The organism is Saccharothrix saharensis (genome assembly GCF_006716745.1).
GTDB lineage: Bacteria > Actinomycetota > Actinomycetes > Mycobacteriales > Pseudonocardiaceae > Actinosynnema > Actinosynnema saharense.
Window position 1 is genome coordinate 6,538,772 of sequence record NZ_VFPP01000001.1, and the last position, 21,245, is coordinate 6,560,016.

Sequence of the window (21,245 nt, forward strand, 5' to 3'; positions counted from 1 at the left end):
CCACTCTAGGTAGTGTCGGGTCTCGTGCGCTCCCTCCTGCCCCCGCTCGTCCTCGTCGCCTCGCTCGCCGCCGCGGGGTGCACGGGCACGACGACACCGAGCGCGGAGGGCACCTCGGACAACAGCGCGCTCGTGCTGGCCGACCCGATCGAGCCGACCACGGTGAACCCCCTGCTCGGCTACGGCCGCGAGGGCGTGTCGAAGCTGTACGACGGCCTGGTGGAGCACCGCGCGGACGGCTCGGTGCGGCCCCAGCTCGCGGCGGACCCGCCCGCGCCCGCCCCGGACGGGCTGAGCTGGACCGTCCGGCTGCGCGACGACGTCCGGTTCACCGACGGCACCTCGTTCGGGCCCGAGGACGTGGTGGCGACCTACCGGGCGCTGCTGGACCCGGCGTCCGGCTCGACCGAGCGGGCCGCGTACCCGGAGCTGACCGGCGTCGAGCAGCTCGACGTGCGCACGGTCCGCTTCACGCTGTCCCGGCCGTGGGCGGCGTTCCCGCACACGCTGGTGCTCGGCATCCTGCCCAGCGAAGCGCTCGGCGGGCCGCTGCCCGACGTGCGACCGGTCGGGACGGGCCCGTACAAGCTGGTGGAGTGGCGCAAGGGCGACCGGATGGTGCTGGAGGCCAACACCGACTACTTCGGCGGCGAGCCGAAGATCCGCAAGCTGACCGTGGTGTTCGTGCCCGACGACAACACGCGCGCGCAGCGGATGCAGGCGGGCGAGTTCGACGGCACCGAGCTGCCGCCCCGGCTGGCCGCGTCGTTCGGCACCGCGAACGGCATGAGGGTGATCACGCACCGCACCGCCGACCTGCGTGCCGTCACGCTGCCGGGTGGCCCCGTGACGGGGGACAGCGCGATCAGGATGGCGTTGAACCACGCGGTCAACCGCAAGGGCATGGTGGACAACCTGCTCGGCGGCAAGGGCGCGGTGGCGACCACGCCGGTGCCGGACGCGCTGCCGGAGTTCGTGGAGACCGGGGCGCGGTTCGATCACGACAAGGCGCTGGCCGAGCTGCTGCTGGACCAGGCGGGCTGGGTGCGCGGCGCGGACGGCGTGCGGGCGCGCGACGGGGTGGCAGCCCGGTTCACGCTGATGTACCCGATCGGCGACGTGGTGCGCGCCGACCTGGCCACCGCGTTCGCGGCGGACGCCAAGGCGGTCGGCGTCGACGTGCAGTTGGCCGGGCTGGGCTGGGACGCCGTCACGCCGAGGCTGGGCGCGGACGCGCTGCTGCACGGCGGCGGCACGCCGTTCGACCCGGACCTGATGACCTACGAGGAGCTGCACACGCCCAACCCGTGGGGCTACTCGAACCCCCAGGTCGACGCTGCCCTGGACATCGGGCGCACGGTGCTGGACCCGGCGCAGCGCGCGGCGGCCTACAAGCAGTTCCAGCGGGCGTACGCGGCCGCGCCGGGCATGGTCGTGCTGGCGTCGGTGCAGCACACCTACGTGGTGCGGGAGAACTGGAACGGCTACCAGGAGGTCGTCGACCCGCACGCGCGGGGCGCGCTGTCGTGGGGTCCGTGGTGGAACCTGGAGAAGTGGACGCCCCGCTAGGGCCGATGTTGTTGCATCCTTGTGGCGATAGTGGTGTGGTCCACGAGCTGAAGGGGACGCCGTGACGATCTTCCTCGACTCCGCCGGTTCCTCCCTGCCGCCGCGTGAGGTGCTGGACGAGGTGATCGGCCACCTGCGGCGGGAGGCGGAGGTCGGCGGGTACGTCGCCGCGCGGGAGCGGGCCGACGACCTGGAGGCCGGGTACGGGGTGTTCGCCGAGCTGCTGGGCGCGCGGCCGGACGAGGTCGCGTTCACCGACAGCGCCACCCGCTCGTGGCTGACCGCGTTCGACGCCGTGCCGCTGGTCGCGGGGGACCGGGTGCTGTTCAGCGAGGCCGAGTACGCGGGCACGGCCATCCCCATCCTGCGCCGGGCGCGCGAGGTGGGCGCCACGGCCGAGGCGGTGCCGTCCGACGCGTTCGGGCAGGTCGACGTGGACGCGCTCAAGGAGATGCTGGACGAGCGGGTGAAGCTGGTCTCGCTCGTGCACGTGCCCACCAACAGCGGGCTGGTCAACCCGGCGCGCGAGGTCGCCGAGGCCGCGCACGCGGTGGGCGCGCTGGTGCTGCTGGACGCCTGCCAGTCGATCGGGCAGTTGCCGGTGCGGGCCGACGAGCTGGGCGTGGACCTGATCGCGGGCACGGGCCGCAAGTGGCTGCGCGGGCCGCGGGGCACCGGTGTGCTGGTCGTGCGCCGCGAGGCCGCCGCGCGGATGCGGCCCAGGCTGGTCGACCTGCACAGCGCCGAGTGGGTCGCGCCCGACGAGATCCGGCTGCGCGACGACGCCCGGGTTCACGAGATCTGGGAGAGCAGCGTCGCCGACCGGCTCGGGCTCGTCGCCGCGGCGCGGTACGCGCTGGCCAAGGGCATCGACGTGATCGAACGCGAGGTCGGCGAGCGCGCGCAGCGGCTGCGTGACGGGTTGAGCGCCCTGCCCGGCGTGACGGTGCGCGACCCCGGCGTGCGCAAGGCCGGCCTGGTCACGTTCACGGTGGACGGGGTCGCGGCGGCCGACGTGCGGGACCGGCTGGCCCGCGACGGCGTCACGGTCACCGTCAGCGGCGCGTCGTCCACGCTGCTGGACATGACCCGGCGCGGGCTCGACGAGGTCGTGCGGGCCTCGCCCCACTACTTCGTCGAACCCGCGCAGGTCGATCAGGCCGTGGCGGCCGTCAGCAGGTGCGCCCGGTGATTTGTCCTGACTGACCGGCGATACCATTCGACGGTGACGATGGCAGACATGCCGTGGACTGAGGTCGAACCCCTTCCGGTGCTCAACGGCGATCTTCAGTCGTTGCTCGACACGGTACGTGCTATTCAGGGTGCCTGGAAGTCGGTAGTTGCGGCCAATGACGAGGCATTCCACGAGGCGCGTCGCAGGTCTTTGCGGCGCCATGCCATCGAAACGGGCATCATCGAGCGGCTGTACGACATCGACTGGGGCGTCACCGAGGCGTTGGTCGCTGAAGGGCTGACAGCCGACGCGGTGGCTCGCGTCGGTGACGGCTCAGTCAACGAGGACGTTCTTGAAGTCGTGCGATCGCAGTACGAGACTTTGGAATTTTTGGTGCAGTCCGCGCGTGAAGGTCGTGACCTTTCCGTGTCGTTGATCAAAGAACTGCACGTGGCACTGACGAGGCGGCAGCCTACGTACACGGCGACAGGCCCCACCGGCATGGTGTTCCAGGCGACTCTGCACCATGGCGAGTGGAAGCAGCAAGTCAACCACGTAACCCGTCCGGACGGGTCACTGCTGGAATATACGCCACCGGAACAAGTGGCATCGCAGATGGATCGATTGGTCGAGTTGTACCGTGACTACGGCGACCGTGATCCGATCGTTCAGGCGTCGTGGTTGCATCACCGCTTCGTCCGGATTCACCCGTTCGAGGACGGTAACGGTCGTGTCGCGCGCTGCCTGACGTTGCTCATCCTCCTTAAGCACGACTTGGCGCCGCTGGTTGTCGACCGTCGTGAGCGCACGCGTTATCTGCAGTGCTTGGACCGGGCCAACGAGGGCGATCTGCGCCCCTTGGTGCGGTTCTTCGCGGAACTCGAAATCGGTGCGCTGCGAAGTGAGTTGGAGCGTCCGGTAGCCGCCGAGCACGCCCTCGCCGAGGGGGCAGGCGCGCTGACCGTGCTCGAGGCCGGGATCGGCCGGCTCCGCGAACTACGGTCCGCGAGTGGCACCGCTGATCGTTCGGCCAGGGTCGGTGCGCTGGCTGACGGAATCCAGCAAAAGATCCACTCGTGGCTCGAAGGTATGAAAGATAAGATCGGCGCACTCCTCCGTGAAGGCATCGACAATGATGCGAAAGCCACCGTAGTGAGCGCCGCGCCTCCCAGTGCCGAGGCACGTTATTGGCGACGGCAAGTTATCCGAGCGGCGCGGAGTGTCGACTTCTACACCAACCTCCGGGAAGGCGTGTGGTGGACACGGCTGCACCTCGTGGCTTTTGAGCAGAAGCTGCGCTATCTGGTTTTCCTGCAGAAGACCGGTATCGGTGAGACGGGTGTGCTGACACTGACCGTCTACGCCGAGATGTTGAGTTCCGACAGCAGTGAGGACGGCTCCTCGGTCGCGGATCCGATCGTCGAGTCGTCACCGACCGAGACGGTGACCTGGACCTGGACGCACTCACCTGATGACCAGTGGGCGACAGTCGTCGAGGTGCTCGACACGACGTTGGCGAGCGCCCTGGCCAAGTTCACCTCGGGTCTTGGGTGAAACATCACCCGGCGCGGGCTCGACGAGGTCGTGCGGGCCTCGCCCCACTACTTCGTCGAACCCGCGCAGGTCGATCAGGCCGTGGCGGCCGTCAGCAGGTGCGCCCGGTGATGCGCGGGACGCAGTCGGAGTAGTCGAGGAACAGCTGCACCGCGGTGTCGTTGCGCGAGGTCTGCGCCGCGATCACGGTGTCGCGCGGGTAGAAGCCGCTGGTGCCGCTCGCCGACGCCGGGTACATCTCGAACGTGTAGCTCCAGATCTTGTGCGCGGCCCACATCCAGTCGTCCACGCTGCCGTCGGTGATGTAGAGGTCGCTGGCCTGCTGCGGCGTGTAGCCGTTCAGCGACGCCATCCGCCTGCCCATGGTCTGGAACACGTTGGCCTGGGTGGCGTCAAGGCCGGCGGCGGTGTCGGCGTAGGTGTAGCCGTAGGGCCACAGGATCAGCTCCGAGAACGTGTGCCAGTCGATGTGCGACTTGATCTGCTGCACACCGCCGACCACGCGGCCGTTGACGAAGTCGCGGACGCGGGCGACCTCCGGCGCGGAGAACGCCGACGGGCCGCGGTAGGTCTCGCTCGACCCGCTGCCGCTGGAACCGCCGCAGCAGCCCCACTGGTGGCCCCAGTTGCGGTTCGGGTCGGTGCCGGTCGACGTCGAGTTCGGCTGCCGGTTCTTGCGCCACGCCCGGAACGAGCCGGTGGCGATGTCGTACTCCGCGCCGTCCGGGTTGACGCTGGGGATGACCCAGATCTCCCGGCTGTCGACCGCGCCCTTGATGGCCGCGTTGGACGCGTAGTTGTCCGTGTACCGCTTGATGATGTGCAGGCACATCTCCACGGTCAGGTGCTCGCGCGCGTGCTGGTTGCAGGTGAACAGCACCTCGGGCTCGGCCTCGTCGACCGACGGGTTGTCGCTGATCTTGATCATCCACAGGTCGCGGTTCTGGTACGACTTGCCGATGCTGCGCAGCGTGACCAGGTTCGGGTGGTCGCGGACGGTCTGGTTCAGCTCGGTGACCATCTCCGCGTAGTTGTGGTAACCGGTGTAGCCGGACGGGAAGTCCAGCGCGCCGAGCTGCGGGTCGGTGAAGTCCGCCTTGCCCAGGCCCGCGAGCTGGGCGTCCGCGTCACCGGTGTCGCGCATCGGCAGCCCCGTGGCCCGCAGCAGCCACTGCTGGCGGGGTTCGGCGATCACGGTGAGCGTGTCGCCGTTCCGGCCCAGCACGTCGACGCCGGTGCGGGCGACCTTCGTGCGCGCCTCGGGGGTGGTGGCGGTGACCTCGAACACGGTCCGCTCGGTGGGGTGCGCGGTCGCCGTCTGAGCGGACCCGGGGTGCGCGGGGAGCACCAGGGCCACGCTCGCGACCAGCGCGGCGGCCACAAGGCCGCGCCGCTTGGTGAACATCAAGCCTCCATCATCAGCAGGGTTTGCGACGGATGCGTACGCAGAGTGGCGCGCCGGTCACGGATCGAGGTAGCCGCCGTTTGTCGGGTTCACCACCCGTGGCCAGGCTGACAGTTGACGGAATTGGCGACGCCTTACCCTTGTGGGCATGCTCAACCGCATCGACCTGCGAGGTCGTGTCCCGTCACCCGCCGAACTGCGTGCCGCGCTGCCGCGCGCCGAGGTCGACGTGGACGCGGTGCTGCATCACGTCCGGCCGCTGGTGGACGACGTGCGCGAACGGGGCGTGGAGGCCGTGCTGGAGCACGGCGAGAAGTTCGACAAGGTGCGCCCGGCGTCGATCCGCGTGCCCGCCGCCGAGCTGGAGCGCGCGCTGTCCGAGCTCGACCCGGCCGTGCGCGCGGCGCTGGAGGAGTCGATCGCCCGCGCCCGCGAGGTGCACGCCGACCAGCGCCGGGTCGACACGACCACCCAGGTCGTGCCCGGCGGCACGGTCACCGAGCGCTGGGTGCCGGTGTCCCGGGTCGGCCTGTACGCGCCCGGTGGCCTCGCCGTCTACCCGTCCACCGTGGTGATGAACGTGGTGCCGGCGCAGATCGCGGGCGTGGAGTCGCTGGTGGTGTGCTCCCCGCCGCAGGCGGAGTTCGGCGGCCTGCCGCACCCGACGATCATGGCCGCCGCCGCGCTGCTCGGCGTCACGGAGGTGTGGGCCGTGGGCGGCGCGCTCGCCGTCGCGCTGCTGGCGTACGGCGGCACGGACACCGACGGCCGGCTCCTGGAGCCGGCGGACCTGGTGACCGGTCCCGGCAACATCTACCTGACCGCCGCCAAGCGGCTGCTGCGCGGCCTGATCGGCATCGACGCCGAGGCCGGGCCGACCGAGATCCTGATCCTGGCCGACGACACGGCCGACCCGGTGCACGTGGCCGCCGACCTGATCAGCCAGGCCGAGCACGACACGCTGGCCGCGAGCGTGCTGGTGACCACGTCGACGGAGCTGGCGGACGCGGTGGACGCCGAGCTGGCGCGGCAGGTCGACGCGACCAAGCACCGCGAGCGCGTGCGCACGGCGCTGGCCGGCCGGCAGTCCGGCACCGTGCTGGTGTCGAGCCTGGACGAGGGGTTGCGGGTGGCGGACACCTACGCCGCCGAGCACCTGGAGGTCCAGACGGCCGACGCGCGCGAGGTGGCCGCCCGCGTGCGCGCGGCCGGCGCGATCTTCGTGGGCGCGCACTCGCCGGTGTCGCTGGGCGACTACTGCGCGGGCTCAAACCACGTGCTGCCCACCGCCGGGTGCGCGCGGCACTCGTCGGGGCTGTCGGTGCAGACGTTCCTGCGCGGCATCCACGTCGTCGACTACAGCGCGGACGCGTTGCGCGAGGTGTCGCCGCACGTCGTGGCGCTGGCGAACGCCGAGGACCTGCCCGCGCACGGCCAGGCGGTCACGGCGAGGTTCCGCGCATGAGGCCGATCGGCGACCGGGTCGAGATCGGCGACCTGCCCCTGCGGGACGACCTGCGCGGCCGTACACCGTACGGCGCGCCTCAGCTGGACGTGCCCGTCCGGCTGAACACCAACGAGAACCCGTACCCGCCGACGCCCGCCCTGGTGGAGGACGTGGTGCGCGAGGTGGCGGCCATCGCGGGCGAGCTGCACCGCTACCCGGACCGGGACGCGGTGGCGCTGCGCGAGGACCTGGCCGCCTACCTGGGCTCGTCCACCGGCGTGCCGCTGACCTCGGCGAACCTGTGGGCGGCGAACGGGTCGAACGAGGTGCTCCAGCAGATCCTCCAGGCGTTCGGCGGGCCGGGCCGGTCGGCGCTGGGCTTCGAGCCGTCGTACTCGATGCACCCGATCATCGCCGCGGGCACGCGCACCGAGTGGGCGCCGACACCGCGTCGCGCGGACTTCTCGCTGGACGTGGCGAAGGCGGCCTCGATCGTGGCCGAACGCGCGCCCGACGTCGTGTTCGTGACCAGCCCGAACAACCCGACCGGGCAGAGCCTGCCGCTTCCCGACCTGCGCGTGCTGATCGAGGCCGCGCCCGGCGTGGTCGTGGTGGACGAGGCGTACGCGGAGTTCTCGTCGCGACCCAGCGCGGTGGCGCTGCTGGCGGACCACCCGGCGAAGCTGATCGTCAGCCGGACCATGAGCAAGGCGTTCGCGTTCGCGGGCGGCCGGCTGGGCTACCTCGCCGCCGCGCCCGCCGTGGTGGACGCGTTGCAGCTGGTGCGATTGCCGTACCACCTGTCGGCGCTGACGCAGGCTGCGGCGCGGGCGTCGTTGCGGCACGCGGCGGAGACGCTCGGGTCGGTGGCGAAGCTGGCGGCCGAGCGGGACCGGGTGGTGGACTCGCTCGTGGGCCTGGGCTTCTCGGTGGTCCCGAGCGACGCGAACTTCGTGCTGTTCGGGTGGTTCGAGGACGCGCACGCCACGTGGCGGTCGTATCTGGAACGCGGTGTGCTGATCAGGGACGTCGGCATCGCCGGACATCTGCGGGTGACGGTCGGCACTCCGGAGGAGAACGACGCGTTCCTCGCGGCGAGCAAGGAGGTTGGCCGGTGAACAGGGTCGGCAAGGTGGAGCGGACCACCAAGGAGTCGTCGGTGTACGTCGAGGTGGACCTCGACGGCACCGGGCGGGTCGAGATCGCGACGGGGGTGCCGTTCTACGACCACATGCTGACGGCGCTGGGCGTGCACGGGTCGTTGGACCTCGTCGTCCGGGCGACCGGCGACGTGGAGATCGACGCGCACCACACCGTGGAGGACGTGGCGATCGTGCTCGGGCAGGCGTTGCGGGAGGCGTTGGGGGACAAGGCGGGCATCCGCCGGTTCGGCGACGCGTGGATCCCGATGGACGAGACGCTGGCGCACGCGGCGGTGGACGTGTCGGGGCGGCCGTACTGCGTGCACGTGGGCGAGCCGGAGCAGTTCACCACCTTCACGATCGGCGGCAACTACCCGTTCGTGCTCAACCGGCACGTGTTCGACTCGCTGGCGTTCCACGCGGGGATCGCGCTGCACGTGCGGGTGGAGTACGGGCGCGACCCGCACCACATCGCCGAGGCGCAGTTCAAGGCGATCGCGCGGGCGCTGCGCGCGGCCGTCGAGCCGGACCCGCGCGTGGGTGGCGTGCCGTCGACCAAGGGCGTCCTGTAGATGCCCAAGGAGTACGTGGTCATCGGCTTGATCGCGCTGGCCGGTTTCCTGGGCGGCGGCGTCTACAGCACGTGGAAGACGGCCCGCGGCCTGGCGGTCGTCCTGCTGGTCCTGACCGTGGTCGCCGTGGGCGCCGCCATCGCCTGGCTGCTCTGACCCGGACGTCGGACTCTCGCGAGAGTCGAACGCTCAGGTCCCGAGAGTCGAACGCTCAGGTCCCGAGAGTCGAACGCTCAGGACCCGAGAGTCGAACGCTCAGGACCGGTGAGTTCGACGTTCGGGACGGTTGGGCGCGGGCGGTTCGGCGTTCTGCGTATGGTTGGTCACATGTCGTCACCGGCTGAGGCCGCCACCATCGTCGGTCGTCGTCGGGAGCGGGCCGACGCCGCCCGCAACCGGGCCCGGGTGCTCGCCGCCGCGGAAGAGGTGTTCGCCGCGGCCGGTGGGGCGGTCGGCGTGACGATGGAGGACATCGCCCGGGCCGCGGGCGTGGGTCGGGCGACGCTCTACCGGCGCTACCCGGACACGACGTCGATCGCGCAGGCGCTGCTGGACGAGCACGAGGCCGACATCCAGGACCGCATCCTCACCGGGCCGCCGCCGCTGGGGCCGGGCGCGCCGCCCGACGAGCGGCTGGCCGCGTTCTACCGGACCATGGTCGGCCTGCTGGAACGGCACCTGCACCTGGTGCTCGGCGCGGAGACGGGCCGGGCCCGGTTCCGGGCGGGCGCCTACGGCTTCTGGCGGCGTCACGTCGCCGCGCTGGTGGACGGCGCGCCCACCGCCGTGGTGGACGCCCTGATGGCACCGCTGGCCCCCGAGGTCTACCAGTACCAAAGACACGTGCGGGGGCTCGGCCCGGACGAGGTCGTCGCGGGCCTCGACTGGCTCACGAGACGTGTTCTCGCAGGTAGTTAGCGGGCACGACGGGCACCAGCCACACGCCGTTGGCGCTGACCCGGAACTCGTGGCCGTCGGCGGCCATCGCGGCGGCGTCGACCGCCAGCACCACCGGCTTGCCCCGGCGTGACCCGACCCGAACGGCCGTCTCGACGGTCGCGGACAGGTGCACGTCGTGCCGTGCCATCGGCCGCAGCCCGTCGCGGAAGATGTCGGGCAGGAACCGGCCCACCGTCCCGTGGTACAGCTCGGCGGGCGGCTCGGCCACCGGCAGGTCCAGCGACACCTCGACGGTGTGCCCCTGGTTGGCGCGGATGCGCCCGTCCTCGATCGCGAACCGCTGCTTGTCGTTGTCCGCCACGACCTCCAGCACCTGCGCCTCGGTCACGCCCAGGGCGCGGACGAACTCGTCCAGGTCCACCCAGCCCGCCGGGTCCAGGGTCAGGCCGAGCCGCTGCGGGTCGTGGCGGAGCGCCTTCGCCATCCGCTTCGACAAGCGGACCATCTGCTTCTTCTCTTGCACGACCTCCAGTGCACCACGGCCCACAACCGCATTTCAGGTGCCGCCCTCCAGCGCGGGCTTGAGCTTGGGCGCGCCCGGCCCGTCGGCGGCCTGCTCGTCGTCGAAGTTGTGGAGGGTGCAACTGCGCAGCGACAGGCAGCCGCACCCGATGCACGACGTCAGCCGGTCGCGCAGCCGCCGCAGCGCGTCGATCCGGGCGTCCAGCTCCAACTGCCAGGTCGCCGACAGCCTGCTCCAGTCGGACTTGGTCGGCGTGCGGTTGTCCGGCAGCGTCGCCAGCGCGGCGTGCACGTCCTCCAGGGACAGTCCCACCCGCTGCGCGGTGCGGATGAACGCCAACCGCCGCAGCACGTGCCGCGGGTACCGGCGCTGGTTGCCCGACGTCCGCTCGGACGTGATCAGCCCGCGTTCCTCGTAGAACCTCAGCGCGGTGTGCGGCACCCCGCTGCGCTCGGCCACCTGACCGATGGTCAACATATCCGGCAACTTGCTCACGAACGGATGGTAGTGCTTGACCTCGACTTAAGTCGAAGTTGTCTCGTGGGGTCATGGCAGTCAAGGAGAAGTCGGGCTTCGCGGAGATCCCCGCGCTGTTCCGGCGGATGACAGGGGACGAGAAGCACGAGTGGGCGGCGGCGTCCACGTTGGACGTGCTGTGGGTGCTCTACGACCGGGTGCTGGACGTCTCGCCGGACCGGGTGGACGACCCGGACCGCGACCGGTTCCTGCTGTCCAAGGGGCACGGCCCGATGGCGTACTACGCCGTGCTGGCCGCGAAGGGCTACCTCGAGCCGTCCACGTTGGACACCTGGACGGCGTGGGACTCGCCGCTGGGCCAGCACCCGGACCGCGTGCTGGTCAACGGGGTGGAGATCAGCAGCGGCTCGCTGGGGCACGGCCTGCCGATCGCCGTCGGCACCGCGCTCGGCCTGCGCCTGCAGGGCCGGACGGCGCGGACGTTCGTGCTGGTCGGCGACGCGGAGCTGGACGAGGGGAGCAACCACGAGGCCATCGCGCTGGCCGGGCGGCTCGGCCTGGACCGGCTGGTGACCGTGGTGGTGGACAACGCCTCCGGTACGCACGGGTGGCCCGGCGGGGTGGCGAAGCGGTTCGAGGTCGAGGGCTGGCAGTCCTCCACAGTGGACGGGCGGGACCAGGAGGCGCTGCACGCCGCGTTCACGCAGGAGCACCCCGGCCGGCCGTTGGTCGTGGTGGCGGAGATCCGCGAGGGGGAACAACGATGACGTCGATGCGGCAGGTGTTCGTGGACACCGTCGAGGACGTGATGCGGCACGACCCGCGGGTCGCGGTCGTGCTCGCGGAGATCTCGCGGGACGCGTTCGCACCGCACGAGCGGGTGATCAACGTCGGCATCCGCGAGCAGGCCATGGTCGGGGTGGGCGCGGGCCTGGCGCTGAGCGGGCTGCGGCCCGTCGTGCACACCTACGCGCCGTTCCTGGTCGAGCGGCCGTTCGAGCAGGTCAAGCTGGACTTCGGGCACCAGGACCTGGGTGGCGTGCTGGTCAGCATCGGCGGTTCGTACGACGACCCGGTGTGGGGCCGCACGCACCAGGCGCCCGGTGACGTGGCGCTGTTCGACACGCTGCCGGGGTGGACGGTCCGCGTGCCCGGCCACCCGGAGGAGGTGGCGCCGATCGTGCGGGACGCGCTGGCGCGGGAGGACCGGCTCTACATCCGGCTCTCGCTGCGGCAGAACGCCGCGCCGCACCCGGTGGTCGAGGGGTTCACGGAGGTGCGGCGCGGCGCGCGGGGCGTGGTGGTGGCGGTCGGACCGATGCTCGACACGGTGCTGGAGGCCACCGGGGACGCCGACGTGACGGTGCTCTACGCGACCACCGTGCGGCCGTTCGACGCGGCCGGGCTGCGGGCGGCGGTGGACCGCGCCGACCGGGCAGACGTGCTGCTGGTCGAGCCGTACCTGGAGGGCACGTCCGCGCACCCGGCGGCCGAGGCGCTGGCCGACGTGCCGCACCGGCTGCGGTCGCTGGGCGTGCGGCGGGACGCCGAGCTGCGGGCCTACGGCACGGCCGAGGACCACGATTCGGCGCACGACCTGGACGTGCTCGGCGTCGCCGCGGCCGTGCGTCGGATGTTCGGGCACCCGGTCGCTGCGGCATGATCTCTGCCTGTGAGCGTGCCGAGAACCCTCATCTGGACACCCGCGCCGACCGCGGAGCTGCAGCTGAACCTGCACCGCGCCGCCGCGGGCCCCGCGGCACTCGTCCCGGTGGCCTCCGGGACGGTGCTGCTGCCGCGCAGGCAGATCGGGTTCCCGGCGGCGTGCCGGCTGGCCGAGCAGGTGCGGGAGACCGGCGTGGCGGCACTGCTGCTGCGCTGGTCCCCCACCGCCGAGGTGTGGACCGACGGTGACCGGGCGGGCTCCACCGGCTCGGCGCGGCGGCTGGTCGGCCTGCTGCGCTGGTGGCGCCTGGAGGCCCGGCCGCGCCCGGTCGACCTGCCCGCGGACGTCGCCGAGGTGCGGTCCCTGGTGGACGAGGGCCGCGCCGACACCTGGGTGACCGCCCTGCCGGACCGCGCCGGCCTGCCCATCAACACCGTCCTGCCGGTGGTTCCCGTCACCCAGGGCGGACTCGCCTGATCCGTGTCTGGGCTGGTCGGCCTAGTAGGCTGGTCCCGTGCCCAAGGTCGTTGTGCTGGACTACGGATTCGGCAACATCCGCTCCGCCGAGCGCGCGCTCCAGCGCGTCGGCGCCGACGTGGAGGTGACCGCCGACCACCGGGCCGCGCTCGACGCCGACGGCCTGGTCGTGCCCGGTGTCGGCGCGTTCGCCGCCTGCATGGCCGGGTTGGACGCGATCAAGGGCGGCCGGCTCATCGGTCAGCGGCTCGCCGGGGGCCGTCCCGTGCTGGGCATCTGCGTGGGCATGCAGATCCTGTTCGAGCGGGGCATCGAGCACGGCGTGCTCACCGAGGGCTGCGGCGAGTGGCCGGGCACGGTGGAGCGGCTGGAGGCACCCGTCGTGCCGCACATGGGCTGGAACACCGTCCGCGCGCCCGAGGACACCCGGTTGTTCGCCGGCCTCGACGCGGACACCCGCTACTACTTCGTGCACTCCTACGGCGTGCGCAGGTGGGACCTGCCCGGGTCCGACGCGTTGCGCGCGCCGACGGTGACGTGGGCCGAGCACGGCGGTGACGAGTTCGTCGCGGCGGTGGAGAACGGGCCGCTGTGGGCGACCCAGTTCCACCCCGAGAAGTCCGGCGACGCGGGCGCGCACCTGCTGGAGAACTGGCTCAAGAGCGTCAACTAGGCTGAACGCGTGACTTTCACGCTGCTCCCGGCCGTTGACGTGGCCGATGGCCGGGCCGTTCGGCTCGTGCAGGGCGAGGCCGGCACCGAGACCAACTACGGCGACCCGCTGGAAGCCGCGCGCGCGTGGCAGCGCGACGGCGCGGAGTGGGTGCACCTGGTCGACCTCGACGCCGCGTTCGGCCGCGGCGGCAACCGCGAGCTGCTGGCCCGCGTGGTCGGCGAGCTGGACGTCCGGGTCGAGCTGTCCGGCGGCATCCGCGACGACGAGTCGCTGGCCGCCGCGCTGGCGACCGGCTGCGCGCGGGTGAACCTGGGCACGGCCGCGCTGGAGGACCCGGTGTGGTGCGCGAAGGTCGTGGCCGAGCACGGCGAGAAGGTCGCGGTCGGCCTGGACGTGCGGATCACCGAGCAGGGCCACCGGGTGGCGGCGCGCGGCTGGACGAAGGACGGCGGCGACCTGTGGGAGGTGCTGGAGCGGCTGGACCGCGACGGCTGCGCCCGCTACGTGGTCACCGACGTGGGCAAGGACGGCACGCTCCAGGGCCCCAACGTGGACCTGCTGCGCGAGGTGTGCGCGCGGACCGACGCGCCGGTGATCGCCTCCGGCGGTGTGTCCAGCGTGGCCGACCTGGTGGCGCTGGCGGCGTTGTCCCGCGACGGTGTCGAAGGCGCGATCGTGGGCAAGGCGCTCTACGCGGGCGCGTTCACGCTCCCCGAGGCGCTGGCCGCGGTCCGCGGCTGATCGCCGCCTCGATCTCCCGGACGACGTAGGACTGCGCCGCCTCCAGGGTCACGCCCGTGCGGTCGAGGGCCCTGGCGGCGGCGCCTTCGCCCTCGGCCAGCAGCCCGAGCAGCAGGTGCTCGGTGCCGACGAACGTGTGGCCGTGGCGCAGCGACGCCCGCACGGCCAGTTCCAGCGCCTTCTTGCAGTGCGCGGTGAACGGCTGCGGGTCGGGCCGCTGCCGGACCGCGCCGTCCAGCTCGGTCAGCACGGCCAGGCGCGTGGTGCCCTCCGCCGCCTCCAGCGCGGCGATCGTCTTGGCGGCCAGCCCGCCGGACTCGTCGAGCAGGCCGAGCAGGAGGTGCTCGGTGCCGATGTGCTCGCTGAACCGGGCGTGGTGGCGGGCCAGCACGACGACCCGCCGTGCCCGGTCGGTGTAGCGGTCGAAGCTCGGCTTCAGGTCCGGCGACTCACGGGGCACGAAGCGCTTCTGCGCGGCCTGCTTGGTGACGCCGATGCTATCGCCGATCTCGGTCCAGCTCGCGCCCGCGCGCCGCGCCTCGTCCACGAAGTGGCCGATGAGGTGGTCGCCCAGCTCGTCGAGCTGACCGCTCAGCTCCACGGCCGCGGTCAGCCTGCCCAGCACGTCGGCGTGCTCCGACGCGACGGTGACGATGAGGTCCGTGAGCTGGACGGGCGGCGCTACCACCCGTCAACTGTAGGTTGACGCCGGAGAAGCCGTCAACCTGGAGTTGACGCTAGGCGGTCGTGATCTCGATGCCGATCGTGCCGTCACGGCCGCGGCGCAACCGGCTGCCGAGCAGGGTGAGCCTGCCCAGCACGCCGTACTTCTTCGCGATGAGCGACCGCACCCGGTCGCTGCCCGCCTGGTCGAGCAGCCGCGCGGTGGCCGGGACCTGCTCGCCGGTGGGCTTGCCGCGCACGTCGCACGGTCCGATCCGGACGTCGCCGCTGCGGCGGATGCGCTTGACCTTGCCCGCGTCGGCGGCCGACCACGCGAACAGCACGCCCTGGTCACCCGCCACCCACACGGGTGTCGGCACGGCGGTGCCGTCCTTGCGGAAGGTGGTCAACAACAGGTACTTGCCGGCAGCGAGGTCCATGTCCGGCAACGTTAGCCGCCGGGATGCGGAAGAGCCCCGCTCCCTGGAGGGGGAACGGGGCTCTTCCGGTCACGCTCAGGTCAGATGACCGTCACGTTCGTCGCCTGCGGGCCCTTGGCGCCCTGGCCGACGTCGAAGCTCACCCGCTGGTTCTCCTCCAGGCTGCGGTAGCCGCCGCTCTGGATCTCCGAGTAGTGCACGAACACGTCCGCGCCGCCATCCTCGGGGGAGATGAAGCCGAAGCCCTTCTCCGAGTTGAACCACTTCACGGTGCCCTGCGCCATCTTTGTACTCCTCATACAGCTACCAACGGGGCGAACGCACCCGCTGAGGCCGGTCCAAACGCTGACCCTGAGGAATCACACGCTCAAACGCGTTTCGCGAGCGTGGATGACACGAACACAAAACTTTCGACCTCCACCAGTCAACCACACTTTTGCCGCCACGTCGCCCGCTCACCGCCGGGAATCCCACTTTCAGGTGTCGCACGCCCCACGTTTCAGGCGGCCGGGCACCGGAAGCCGGCGGCTCGACGCCTCCACGTAGGCTTCCGGCCATGGCGGTCGCGGTGCGCGTGATCCCCTGCCTGGACGTCGACCGGGGCAGGGTCGTGAAGGGCGTGAACTTCACCAACCTCATCGACGCGGGCGACCCGGTCGAGCTGGCGCGGGCCTACGACGCGGAGGGCGCGGACGAGCTGACGTTCCTGGACGTGACGGCGTCGTCCAGCGACCGCGAGACCACGTTCGACGTGGTCCGCCGCACGGCCGAGCAGGTCTTCATCCCGCTCACCGTCGGCGGCGGCGTGCGCAGCGCGGAGGACGTGGACAAGCTGCTGCGCGCCGGCGCGGACAAGGTGAGCGTGAACACCGCCGCCATCGCCCGGCCCGAGCTGCTGGGCGAGCTGTCCCGCCGGTTCGGCGCCCAGTGCATCGTGCTGTCGGTGGACGCGCGGCGCGTGCCCGAGGGGGAGCGGCCGACCCCGTCCGGGTTCGAGGTCACCACGCACGGCGGCCGCAAGGGCACCGGCATCGACGCGGTCGAGTGGGCCGCGCGCGGCCAGGAGCTGGGCGTCGGCGAGGTCCTGCTGAACTCGATGGACGCCGACGGCACCAAGGCCGGGTTCGACCTGGAGCTCATCCGCCTCACCCGCGAGGTGGTCGACGTGCCGCTGATCGCCAGTGGCGGCGCGGGCGCGGTCGAGCACTTCCCGCCCGCGGTGGCCGAGGGCGCGGACGCCGTCCTCGCGGCCAGCGTCTTCCACTTCGGCACGCTGCGCATCGGTGACGTGAAGCGGAGCCTGCGCGACGCCGGCGTGGAGGTGCGCTGATGCTCAACCCGCGCAACGCGGCCACCGAGGTGTTCCTGGCGACGCTGGTCGGCGCGGCGGGCGGCCTGGTGTTCGTGCTCATGGGGCTGGTCCAGTGGCAGGTCGAGGACGACTCGACGTGGATCAGGTTCCCGGTGATCGTCGCGGTGCTCGAGCTGCTCGCCGTCGGCGGCCTGGTGGCGGGTCTGCGCCCGGCCCGGCTGACCGCCGCGTTCCTGTTCGGCCTGGTGGCGCTCGTCCACCTGCTCGCGGTGCTCAACCAAGGCCCGGTGTGGATCCGCGTGCTGTCGGGCGTGCTGTCCGCCGCGCACGTCTTCGCCGTGGTGATGCTCAACACCAAGCCCGCCCGGATCCACTTCCTCGGAGGACAGCGTTGACCAGCGCGCTCGACCCGTCCATCGCCTCACGGCTCAAGCGCACCGCGGACGGCCTGGTCTGCGCGGTGGTGCAGCGGCGCGGCACCGGCGAGGTGCTGATGGTGGCGTGGATGGACGACGAGGCTTTGCACCGCACGCTCACCACCCGCCGCGCCACGTACTACTCGCGCAGCCGGCAGCAGCTGTGGGTGAAGGGCGAGACGTCGGGGCACGCGCAGTACGTGCACGAGGTGCGGCTGGACTGCGACGGCGACACCCTGCTGCTGGTCGTGGACCAGGTCGGTGCCGCCTGCCACACCGGTGACGCGACCTGCTTCGACGCGACCGTGCTGCTCGGCCCCGCCGACTGACACGGCTCAGCCGAGGTCGCCGGTCAGGTAGCGCTGCAGGTTGGGCGCGATGGCCTTGACCATCGTCTCCACGTCCGCCGAGGCCAGCGGCTCGAACCGGACCACGTACCGCACCATGCCCATGCCGAAGATCTGGCTGGCCACCAGCGTCGCGCGCAGTTCGCCGTCCGCCACGGCCAGGTGCGCGACGACCCTCTTGAGCAGCGTGCCCACGAAGAAGCCGCGCAGCACCTCGGCCACCTGGTCGTGCGACGTCACGCTGCGCACCATCGCGGCGAACTGGCCGCCGCCGATGGGGTCCCAGATGCCGATGAAGTTGCGCACGATCCGCTCGCCGATCTCGTCGTCCGGACCGTCGAGGATGCGGTCGACCAGCGCGTTGATGTCCACCGGCACCTGGAGCACGGCCTTGGCGAAGAGGGCTTCCTTGCCGCCGAACCAGTGGTTGACCATGGCCGCGTCCACCCCGGCCCGGGACGCGATCGACCGGACGGTGGCGCCTTCGTAGCCGCGTTCGACGAAGATCTCGCGGGCGGCGGCCAGCAGCGCGGCCTTGGTGTCCTCGCCGCCCGCCCGTCGTCCGCGGCGCTTGGGTTCGGTTTGGTTCGAGCCGGTGTTCACGCCATCATCATGCGATAACGCCGCCCTTTTTTCAACGTATGTTGAAATAGGGCCCGGCCGAACATCCGTATATGTCCAACCGGCACAATGTCGCCATGGTGAGCGTCATCGGTGCAGGTGCGGGTCTGGGCGAGGTCAGCCCGACGCGCGAGGAGTTCCGCGAGCTCGCCGCCCAGCGGCGGGTCATCCCGGTGGTGCGGCGGCTGCTGGCGGACGCGGAGACGCCCGTCGGGCTGTACCGCAAGCTCGCGGCGGACCGGCCGGGCACGTTCCTGTTCGAGTCGGCCGAGAACGGCCGCTCCTGGTCGCGCTGGTCGTTCGTCGGCGCGCGCAGCGCGGGAGCGCTGACCGCGACCGGCGGCGAGGCGTTCTGGCTGGGACCGCACCCCGTCGGCCTGCCCGAGGGCGGCGACCCGCTGGTGGCGCTGCGCGAGACGATCGAGGTGCTGCGCACCGACCCGCTGCCCGGCCTGCCGCCGCTGACCGGCGGGATGGTCGGCTACATCGGCTACGACGCCGTGCGGCGGCTCGAGCGGCTGCCGTCGCTGGCCGAGGACGACCTGAAGGTGCCGGAGCTGGTCATGCTGCTGGCCACCGACCTGGCCGCGCTGGACCACCACGAGGGCACCGTCACGCTCATCGCCAACGCCATCAACTGGGACGATTCACCGGAACGGGTGGACGCGGCCTACGACGACGCGGTGGCCCGCCTCGACGCGATGACCCAGGACCTGCAGAGCCCCGCGCCGCCCACGGTCGCGGTGTTCGCGCGGCCCAAGCCGGAGTTCGTCCGCCGCCGCACGCAGCAGGAGCACTACGCCGTCGTGGAGAAGGCCAAGGAGGCCATCCGGGCGGGCGAGGCGTTCCAGGTCGTGCTGTCGCAGCGGTTCGAGATGCGCACGACCGCCGACCCGCTCGACATCTACCGCGTGCTGCGCACGTCCAACCCCAGCCCGTACATGTACCTGCTGCGGCTGGACGACTTCGACATCGTCGGGTGCAGCCCGGAGTCGTTGGTGACCGTGCGCGACGGCAAGGCCACCACGCACCCGATCGCGGGCACCCGGTGGAGGGGCGTCGACGACGAGGAAGACGCCCTGCTGGAGAAGGACCTGCTGGCCGACCACAAGGAACGCGCCGAGCACCTGATGCTGGTCGACCTGGGCCGCAACGACCTGGGCCGGGTGTGCAAGCCCGGCTCGGTGACCGTGGTCGACTTCTTCAAGGTCGAGCGGTACAGCCACGTCATGCACATCGTGTCCACGGTCAGCGGCGAGCTCGCCGAGGGCCGCACGGCGTTCGACGCGGTCGCGGCGTGCTTCCCTGCGGGCACCCTGTCCGGCGCGCCCAAGCCGCGCGCGATGGAGCTGATCGAGGAGCTGGAGCCGACCCGGCGCGGCCTGTACGGCGGCGTCGTCGGCTACCTGGACTTCGCGGGCGACGCGGACACCGCGATCGCGATCCGCACCGCCCTGGTGCGCGACGGCGTGGCGTACGTGCAGGCGGGCGGCGGCATCGTGGCCGACTCCGACCCGGTCGCCGAGGACAACGAGTGCCTGAACAAGGCGGGCGCGGTGCTCTCGGCGATCGCGACCGCGCAGACCATGGCCCCGGCGGTGGACCCGGCCCGTGTCTGAGCGGTCGACCGCGAGGCGTCCACTGTGGATCGTGGTGGCGCTGCTGCTGCTCGCCGCGGTGGCGTTGTGGGGCGCTTCGGCGATGTCCTGGGACGCTTCGGCGGACCGAAGCGGCGGTGACGTCGCACCCGCGCTGACCCCGTTGGCGCTGCTGTTCCTGGCCGCGATCGCCGCCGTGGTGGCGTTGAGCGGCTGGGTGCGGCGCGTGCTGGGCGTCGTCGTGCTGCTCGCGGGCGCGGCCACGGCGTTCCAAGGGGTGGACGCCGACGGTCCGCTGACCGGCCGCGGCCTGGTGCTGCTGGGCGCGGTGCTCGCGGTCGCGGCGGGCGTGCTGCTCCTCGTGCGCGGATCGGCCATGCCGCGCTTGGGAGGCGGTTACCAGACGCCCGGCGCGGCCAAGCGCACCGCCGATCCCGAGCGCGAGCTGTGGAACGCCCTGGAACGCGGCGACGATCCCACGGAGCGGGACTGACGGCCCGCTGACGGCCCGCTGACGCGCCGACGCCGCACGTTTGCGCACGTCGGCTCGCAAGGGCCCTGGTCAACTGCGGGAACGGGCCCACCCGGTGGCCGGACGGGGTTCGCGGCGGGGTTAGCATCCTCGTGGCGGGAAGGGGAGCATGACGTGCGGGAGCTTGCGACTGAACCGGAAGGTCTGACGGAGTCGAGCGAGGTGCTCGGATGACCGTGCTGGAGTCGATCATCGAGGGCGTCCGCGAGGATCTCGCCGCGCGCGAGGCGGCACTGCCGTTCGACGCGCTCAGGGAGAAGGCGGCGAAGGTGCCGCCGCCGCAGGACGTGATGTCGATCCTGCGCTCGCCGGGTGTCGGCGTCATCGCCGAGGTGAAGCGGCGCAGCCCGTCCAAGGGGCAGCTGGCCGACATCCCGGAGCCCGCCGACCTCGCCGTGCAGTACGAACTGGGCGGCGCGCGGGCGATCAGCGTGCTGACCGAGCAGCGCCGCTTCGGCGGGTCGCTGGAGGACTTCGACGCGGTGCGCGCGGCGGTGGGCGTCCCCCTGCTGCGCAAGGACTTCATCGTCAGCCCCTACCAGGTGCACGAGGCGCGCCTGCACGGAGCCGACCTGGTGCTGCTGATCGTGGCGGCGCTGGAGCAGAACGCGCTGGTCTCCCTGCTCGACCGGGTGGAGTCGCTGGGCATGACGGCCCTGGTCGAGGTCCACACGGCCGAGGAGGCCGACCGCGCGTTGGAGGCGGGCGCGAGCGTCATCGGCGTGAACGCACGCAACCTGCACACCCTGGAAGTGGACAAGGACGTGTTCGGGCGGATCGCGCCCGGCCTGCCCTTCGACACCATCAAGATCGCCGAGTCCGGGGTCACCGGGCCGGGCGACCTGATGGCGTACGCGGGGGCGGGCGCCGACGCGGTGCTGGTCGGCGAGAGCCTGGTGACGAGCGGCGACCCCAAGGTCGCGGTGAACAAGCTGGTGACGGCGGGGTCGCACCCCGCGTGCCCCCGGCCCAGCCGGTAAGACCCCGTAGGAG

General features: G+C 71.9%; 26 protein-coding genes. 19 read left to right on the forward strand and 7 right to left on the reverse strand.

All coding sequences use genetic code 11. The annotated features are described in order from the left end of the window. Nucleotides 1–24 precede the first annotated feature (24 nt). The 3 genes from FHX81_RS29840 to FHX81_RS29850 all read left to right on the forward strand — a co-directional run bounded on the left by FHX81_RS29840 (nt 25) and on the right by FHX81_RS29850 (nt 4,297). The gene (locus FHX81_RS29840; protein ID WP_246108030.1) at nt 25–1,569 is read left to right on the forward strand and encodes an ABC transporter substrate-binding protein; all 1,545 of its coding nucleotides are present in this window, start codon (nt 25–27) and stop codon (nt 1,567–1,569) included. A gap of 61 nt (nt 1,570–1,630) precedes the next feature. After that, nucleotides 1,631–2,761 (forward strand): aminotransferase class V-fold PLP-dependent enzyme, encoded by a 1,131-nt coding sequence (locus tag FHX81_RS29845; RefSeq protein WP_141981504.1) that lies wholly within the window; start codon nt 1,631–1,633, stop codon nt 2,759–2,761. A 39-nt stretch (nt 2,762–2,800) separates the two neighbouring features. Continuing rightward, nucleotides 2,801–4,297: a Fic family protein gene (locus FHX81_RS29850; RefSeq protein WP_246108311.1), complete on the forward strand. Its 1,497-nt coding sequence runs from the start codon at nt 2,801–2,803 to the stop codon at nt 4,295–4,297. Nucleotides 4,298–4,388: 91 nt separating this feature from the next. Here FHX81_RS29850 and FHX81_RS29855 read toward each other — a convergent pair whose 3' ends face one another. Then, a complete protein-coding gene (locus FHX81_RS29855) occupies nt 4,389–5,702 on the reverse strand; it encodes a M14 family metallopeptidase (RefSeq protein WP_141981508.1) in 1,314 nt (437 codons plus the stop codon). A gap of 148 nt (nt 5,703–5,850) precedes the next feature. Between FHX81_RS29855 and hisD the strand changes: the two genes are divergently transcribed. From hisD to FHX81_RS29875, 5 genes are all read left to right on the forward strand, one after another. Further along, complete coding sequence (hisD, locus tag FHX81_RS29860) at nt 5,851–7,167, forward strand: histidinol dehydrogenase (protein ID WP_141981510.1); 1,317 nt, start codon at nt 5,851–5,853, stop codon at nt 7,165–7,167. Beyond that, a complete protein-coding gene (locus tag FHX81_RS29865; protein WP_141981511.1) occupies nt 7,164–8,267 on the forward strand; it encodes a histidinol-phosphate transaminase in 1,104 nt (367 codons plus the stop codon). The genes hisD and FHX81_RS29865 overlap by 4 nt, the downstream gene beginning before the upstream one ends. After that, nucleotides 8,264–8,863 (forward strand): imidazoleglycerol-phosphate dehydratase HisB, encoded by a 600-nt coding sequence (hisB, locus tag FHX81_RS29870; protein WP_141981513.1) that lies wholly within the window; start codon nt 8,264–8,266, stop codon nt 8,861–8,863. Before FHX81_RS29865 ends, hisB begins: the two co-directional genes overlap by 4 nt. Next, nucleotides 8,864–9,019, forward strand: coding sequence for a hypothetical protein (locus tag FHX81_RS40835; RefSeq protein WP_170232219.1), 156 nt, complete (start codon nt 8,864–8,866; stop codon nt 9,017–9,019). It begins immediately after the preceding gene. A gap of 171 nt (nt 9,020–9,190) precedes the next feature. Then, entirely contained in the window at nt 9,191–9,781 is a 591-nt protein-coding gene (locus tag FHX81_RS29875; protein ID WP_141981515.1) for a TetR/AcrR family transcriptional regulator, read from the forward strand. Here FHX81_RS29875 and FHX81_RS29880 read toward each other — a convergent pair. Together FHX81_RS29880 and soxR are read right to left on the reverse strand one after the other, a co-directional pair. Beyond that, nucleotides 9,753–10,268, reverse strand: a complete 516-nt coding sequence (locus tag FHX81_RS29880) for an RNA 2'-phosphotransferase (RefSeq protein WP_141984206.1) — start codon at nt 10,266–10,268, stop codon at nt 9,753–9,755. The genes FHX81_RS29875 and FHX81_RS29880 overlap by 29 nt on opposite strands. A gap of 51 nt (nt 10,269–10,319) precedes the next feature. After that, complete coding sequence (gene soxR, locus FHX81_RS29885) at nt 10,320–10,781, reverse strand: redox-sensitive transcriptional activator SoxR (RefSeq protein ID WP_141981517.1); 462 nt, start codon at nt 10,779–10,781, stop codon at nt 10,320–10,322. 53 nt (nt 10,782–10,834) lie between these two features. On the opposite strand from soxR, the gene FHX81_RS29890 reads away from it, so the two are divergent. Genes FHX81_RS29890 through priA form a run of 5 tightly spaced genes read left to right on the forward strand, consistent with a single transcriptional unit; the run spans nt 10,835 to nt 14,323 of the window. Continuing rightward, nucleotides 10,835–11,530 (forward strand): thiamine pyrophosphate-dependent enzyme, encoded by a 696-nt coding sequence (locus FHX81_RS29890; RefSeq protein WP_211363597.1) that lies wholly within the window; start codon nt 10,835–10,837, stop codon nt 11,528–11,530. Then, nucleotides 11,527–12,426, forward strand: a complete 900-nt coding sequence (locus FHX81_RS29895) for a transketolase family protein (RefSeq protein ID WP_141981519.1) — start codon at nt 11,527–11,529, stop codon at nt 12,424–12,426. The genes FHX81_RS29890 and FHX81_RS29895 overlap by 4 nt, the downstream gene beginning before the upstream one ends. A gap of 9 nt (nt 12,427–12,435) precedes the next feature. Beyond that, nucleotides 12,436–12,906: a hypothetical protein gene (locus tag FHX81_RS29900; protein WP_141981521.1), complete on the forward strand. Its 471-nt coding sequence runs from the start codon at nt 12,436–12,438 to the stop codon at nt 12,904–12,906. A gap of 37 nt (nt 12,907–12,943) precedes the next feature. Next, nucleotides 12,944–13,579, forward strand: a complete 636-nt coding sequence (gene hisH, locus FHX81_RS29905) for an imidazole glycerol phosphate synthase subunit HisH (RefSeq protein WP_141981523.1) — start codon at nt 12,944–12,946, stop codon at nt 13,577–13,579. Nucleotides 13,580–13,588: 9 nt separating this feature from the next. Continuing rightward, complete coding sequence (gene priA, locus FHX81_RS29910) at nt 13,589–14,323, forward strand: bifunctional 1-(5-phosphoribosyl)-5-((5-phosphoribosylamino)methylideneamino)imidazole-4-carboxamide isomerase/phosphoribosylanthranilate isomerase PriA (RefSeq protein WP_141981525.1); 735 nt, start codon at nt 13,589–13,591, stop codon at nt 14,321–14,323. Here priA and FHX81_RS29915 read toward each other — a convergent pair. From FHX81_RS29915 to FHX81_RS29925, 3 genes are all read right to left on the reverse strand, one after another. After that, nucleotides 14,286–15,011, reverse strand: coding sequence for a Clp protease N-terminal domain-containing protein (locus FHX81_RS29915; protein ID WP_141981527.1), 726 nt, complete (start codon nt 15,009–15,011; stop codon nt 14,286–14,288). The genes priA and FHX81_RS29915 overlap by 38 nt on opposite strands. Before the next feature lie 49 nt (nt 15,012–15,060). After that, the gene (locus FHX81_RS29920) at nt 15,061–15,426 is read right to left on the reverse strand and encodes a PPOX class F420-dependent oxidoreductase (protein WP_141981529.1); all 366 of its coding nucleotides are present in this window, start codon (nt 15,424–15,426) and stop codon (nt 15,061–15,063) included. An 80-nt stretch (nt 15,427–15,506) separates the two neighbouring features. After that, nucleotides 15,507–15,710, reverse strand: coding sequence for a cold-shock protein (locus FHX81_RS29925; RefSeq protein WP_033437808.1), 204 nt, complete (start codon nt 15,708–15,710; stop codon nt 15,507–15,509). A gap of 272 nt (nt 15,711–15,982) precedes the next feature. Here FHX81_RS29925 and hisF point away from each other — a divergent pair, with 272 nt between their 5' ends. The 3 genes from hisF to hisI are packed head-to-tail and all read left to right on the forward strand — an operon-like array spanning nt 15,983 to nt 17,483. After that, entirely contained in the window at nt 15,983–16,756 is a 774-nt protein-coding gene (gene hisF, locus FHX81_RS29930; protein WP_141981531.1) for an imidazole glycerol phosphate synthase subunit HisF, read from the forward strand. Continuing rightward, complete coding sequence (locus FHX81_RS29935; RefSeq protein WP_141981533.1) at nt 16,756–17,133, forward strand: hypothetical protein; 378 nt, start codon at nt 16,756–16,758, stop codon at nt 17,131–17,133. The genes hisF and FHX81_RS29935 overlap by 1 nt, the downstream gene beginning before the upstream one ends. Then, nucleotides 17,130–17,483, forward strand: coding sequence for a phosphoribosyl-AMP cyclohydrolase (gene hisI / locus FHX81_RS29940; RefSeq protein ID WP_141981535.1), 354 nt, complete (start codon nt 17,130–17,132; stop codon nt 17,481–17,483). The genes FHX81_RS29935 and hisI overlap by 4 nt, the downstream gene beginning before the upstream one ends. Nucleotides 17,484–17,489: 6 nt before the next feature. On the opposite strand, the gene FHX81_RS29945 is transcribed toward hisI, so the two are convergent. Next, on the reverse strand, nt 17,490–18,104 hold the full coding sequence (locus tag FHX81_RS29945) for a TetR/AcrR family transcriptional regulator (protein WP_170232220.1): 615 nt from the start codon (nt 18,102–18,104) through the stop codon (nt 17,490–17,492). Between the two features lie 95 nt (nt 18,105–18,199). Here FHX81_RS29945 and FHX81_RS29950 point away from each other — a divergent pair, with 95 nt between their 5' ends. The 3 genes from FHX81_RS29950 (at nt 18,200) to trpC (ending at nt 21,232) form a co-directional block, all read left to right on the forward strand. Next, a complete protein-coding gene (locus FHX81_RS29950; RefSeq protein WP_073899752.1) occupies nt 18,200–19,741 on the forward strand; it encodes an anthranilate synthase component I in 1,542 nt (513 codons plus the stop codon). Next, nucleotides 19,734–20,213 (forward strand): Trp biosynthesis-associated membrane protein, encoded by a 480-nt coding sequence (locus FHX81_RS29955; RefSeq protein ID WP_246108031.1) that lies wholly within the window; start codon nt 19,734–19,736, stop codon nt 20,211–20,213. Before FHX81_RS29950 ends, FHX81_RS29955 begins: the two co-directional genes overlap by 8 nt. Before the next feature lie 209 nt (nt 20,214–20,422). Continuing rightward, on the forward strand, nt 20,423–21,232 hold the full coding sequence (gene trpC, locus FHX81_RS29960; RefSeq protein WP_141981539.1) for an indole-3-glycerol phosphate synthase TrpC: 810 nt from the start codon (nt 20,423–20,425) through the stop codon (nt 21,230–21,232). The last annotated feature ends 13 nt before the right edge of the window (nt 21,233–21,245 follow it).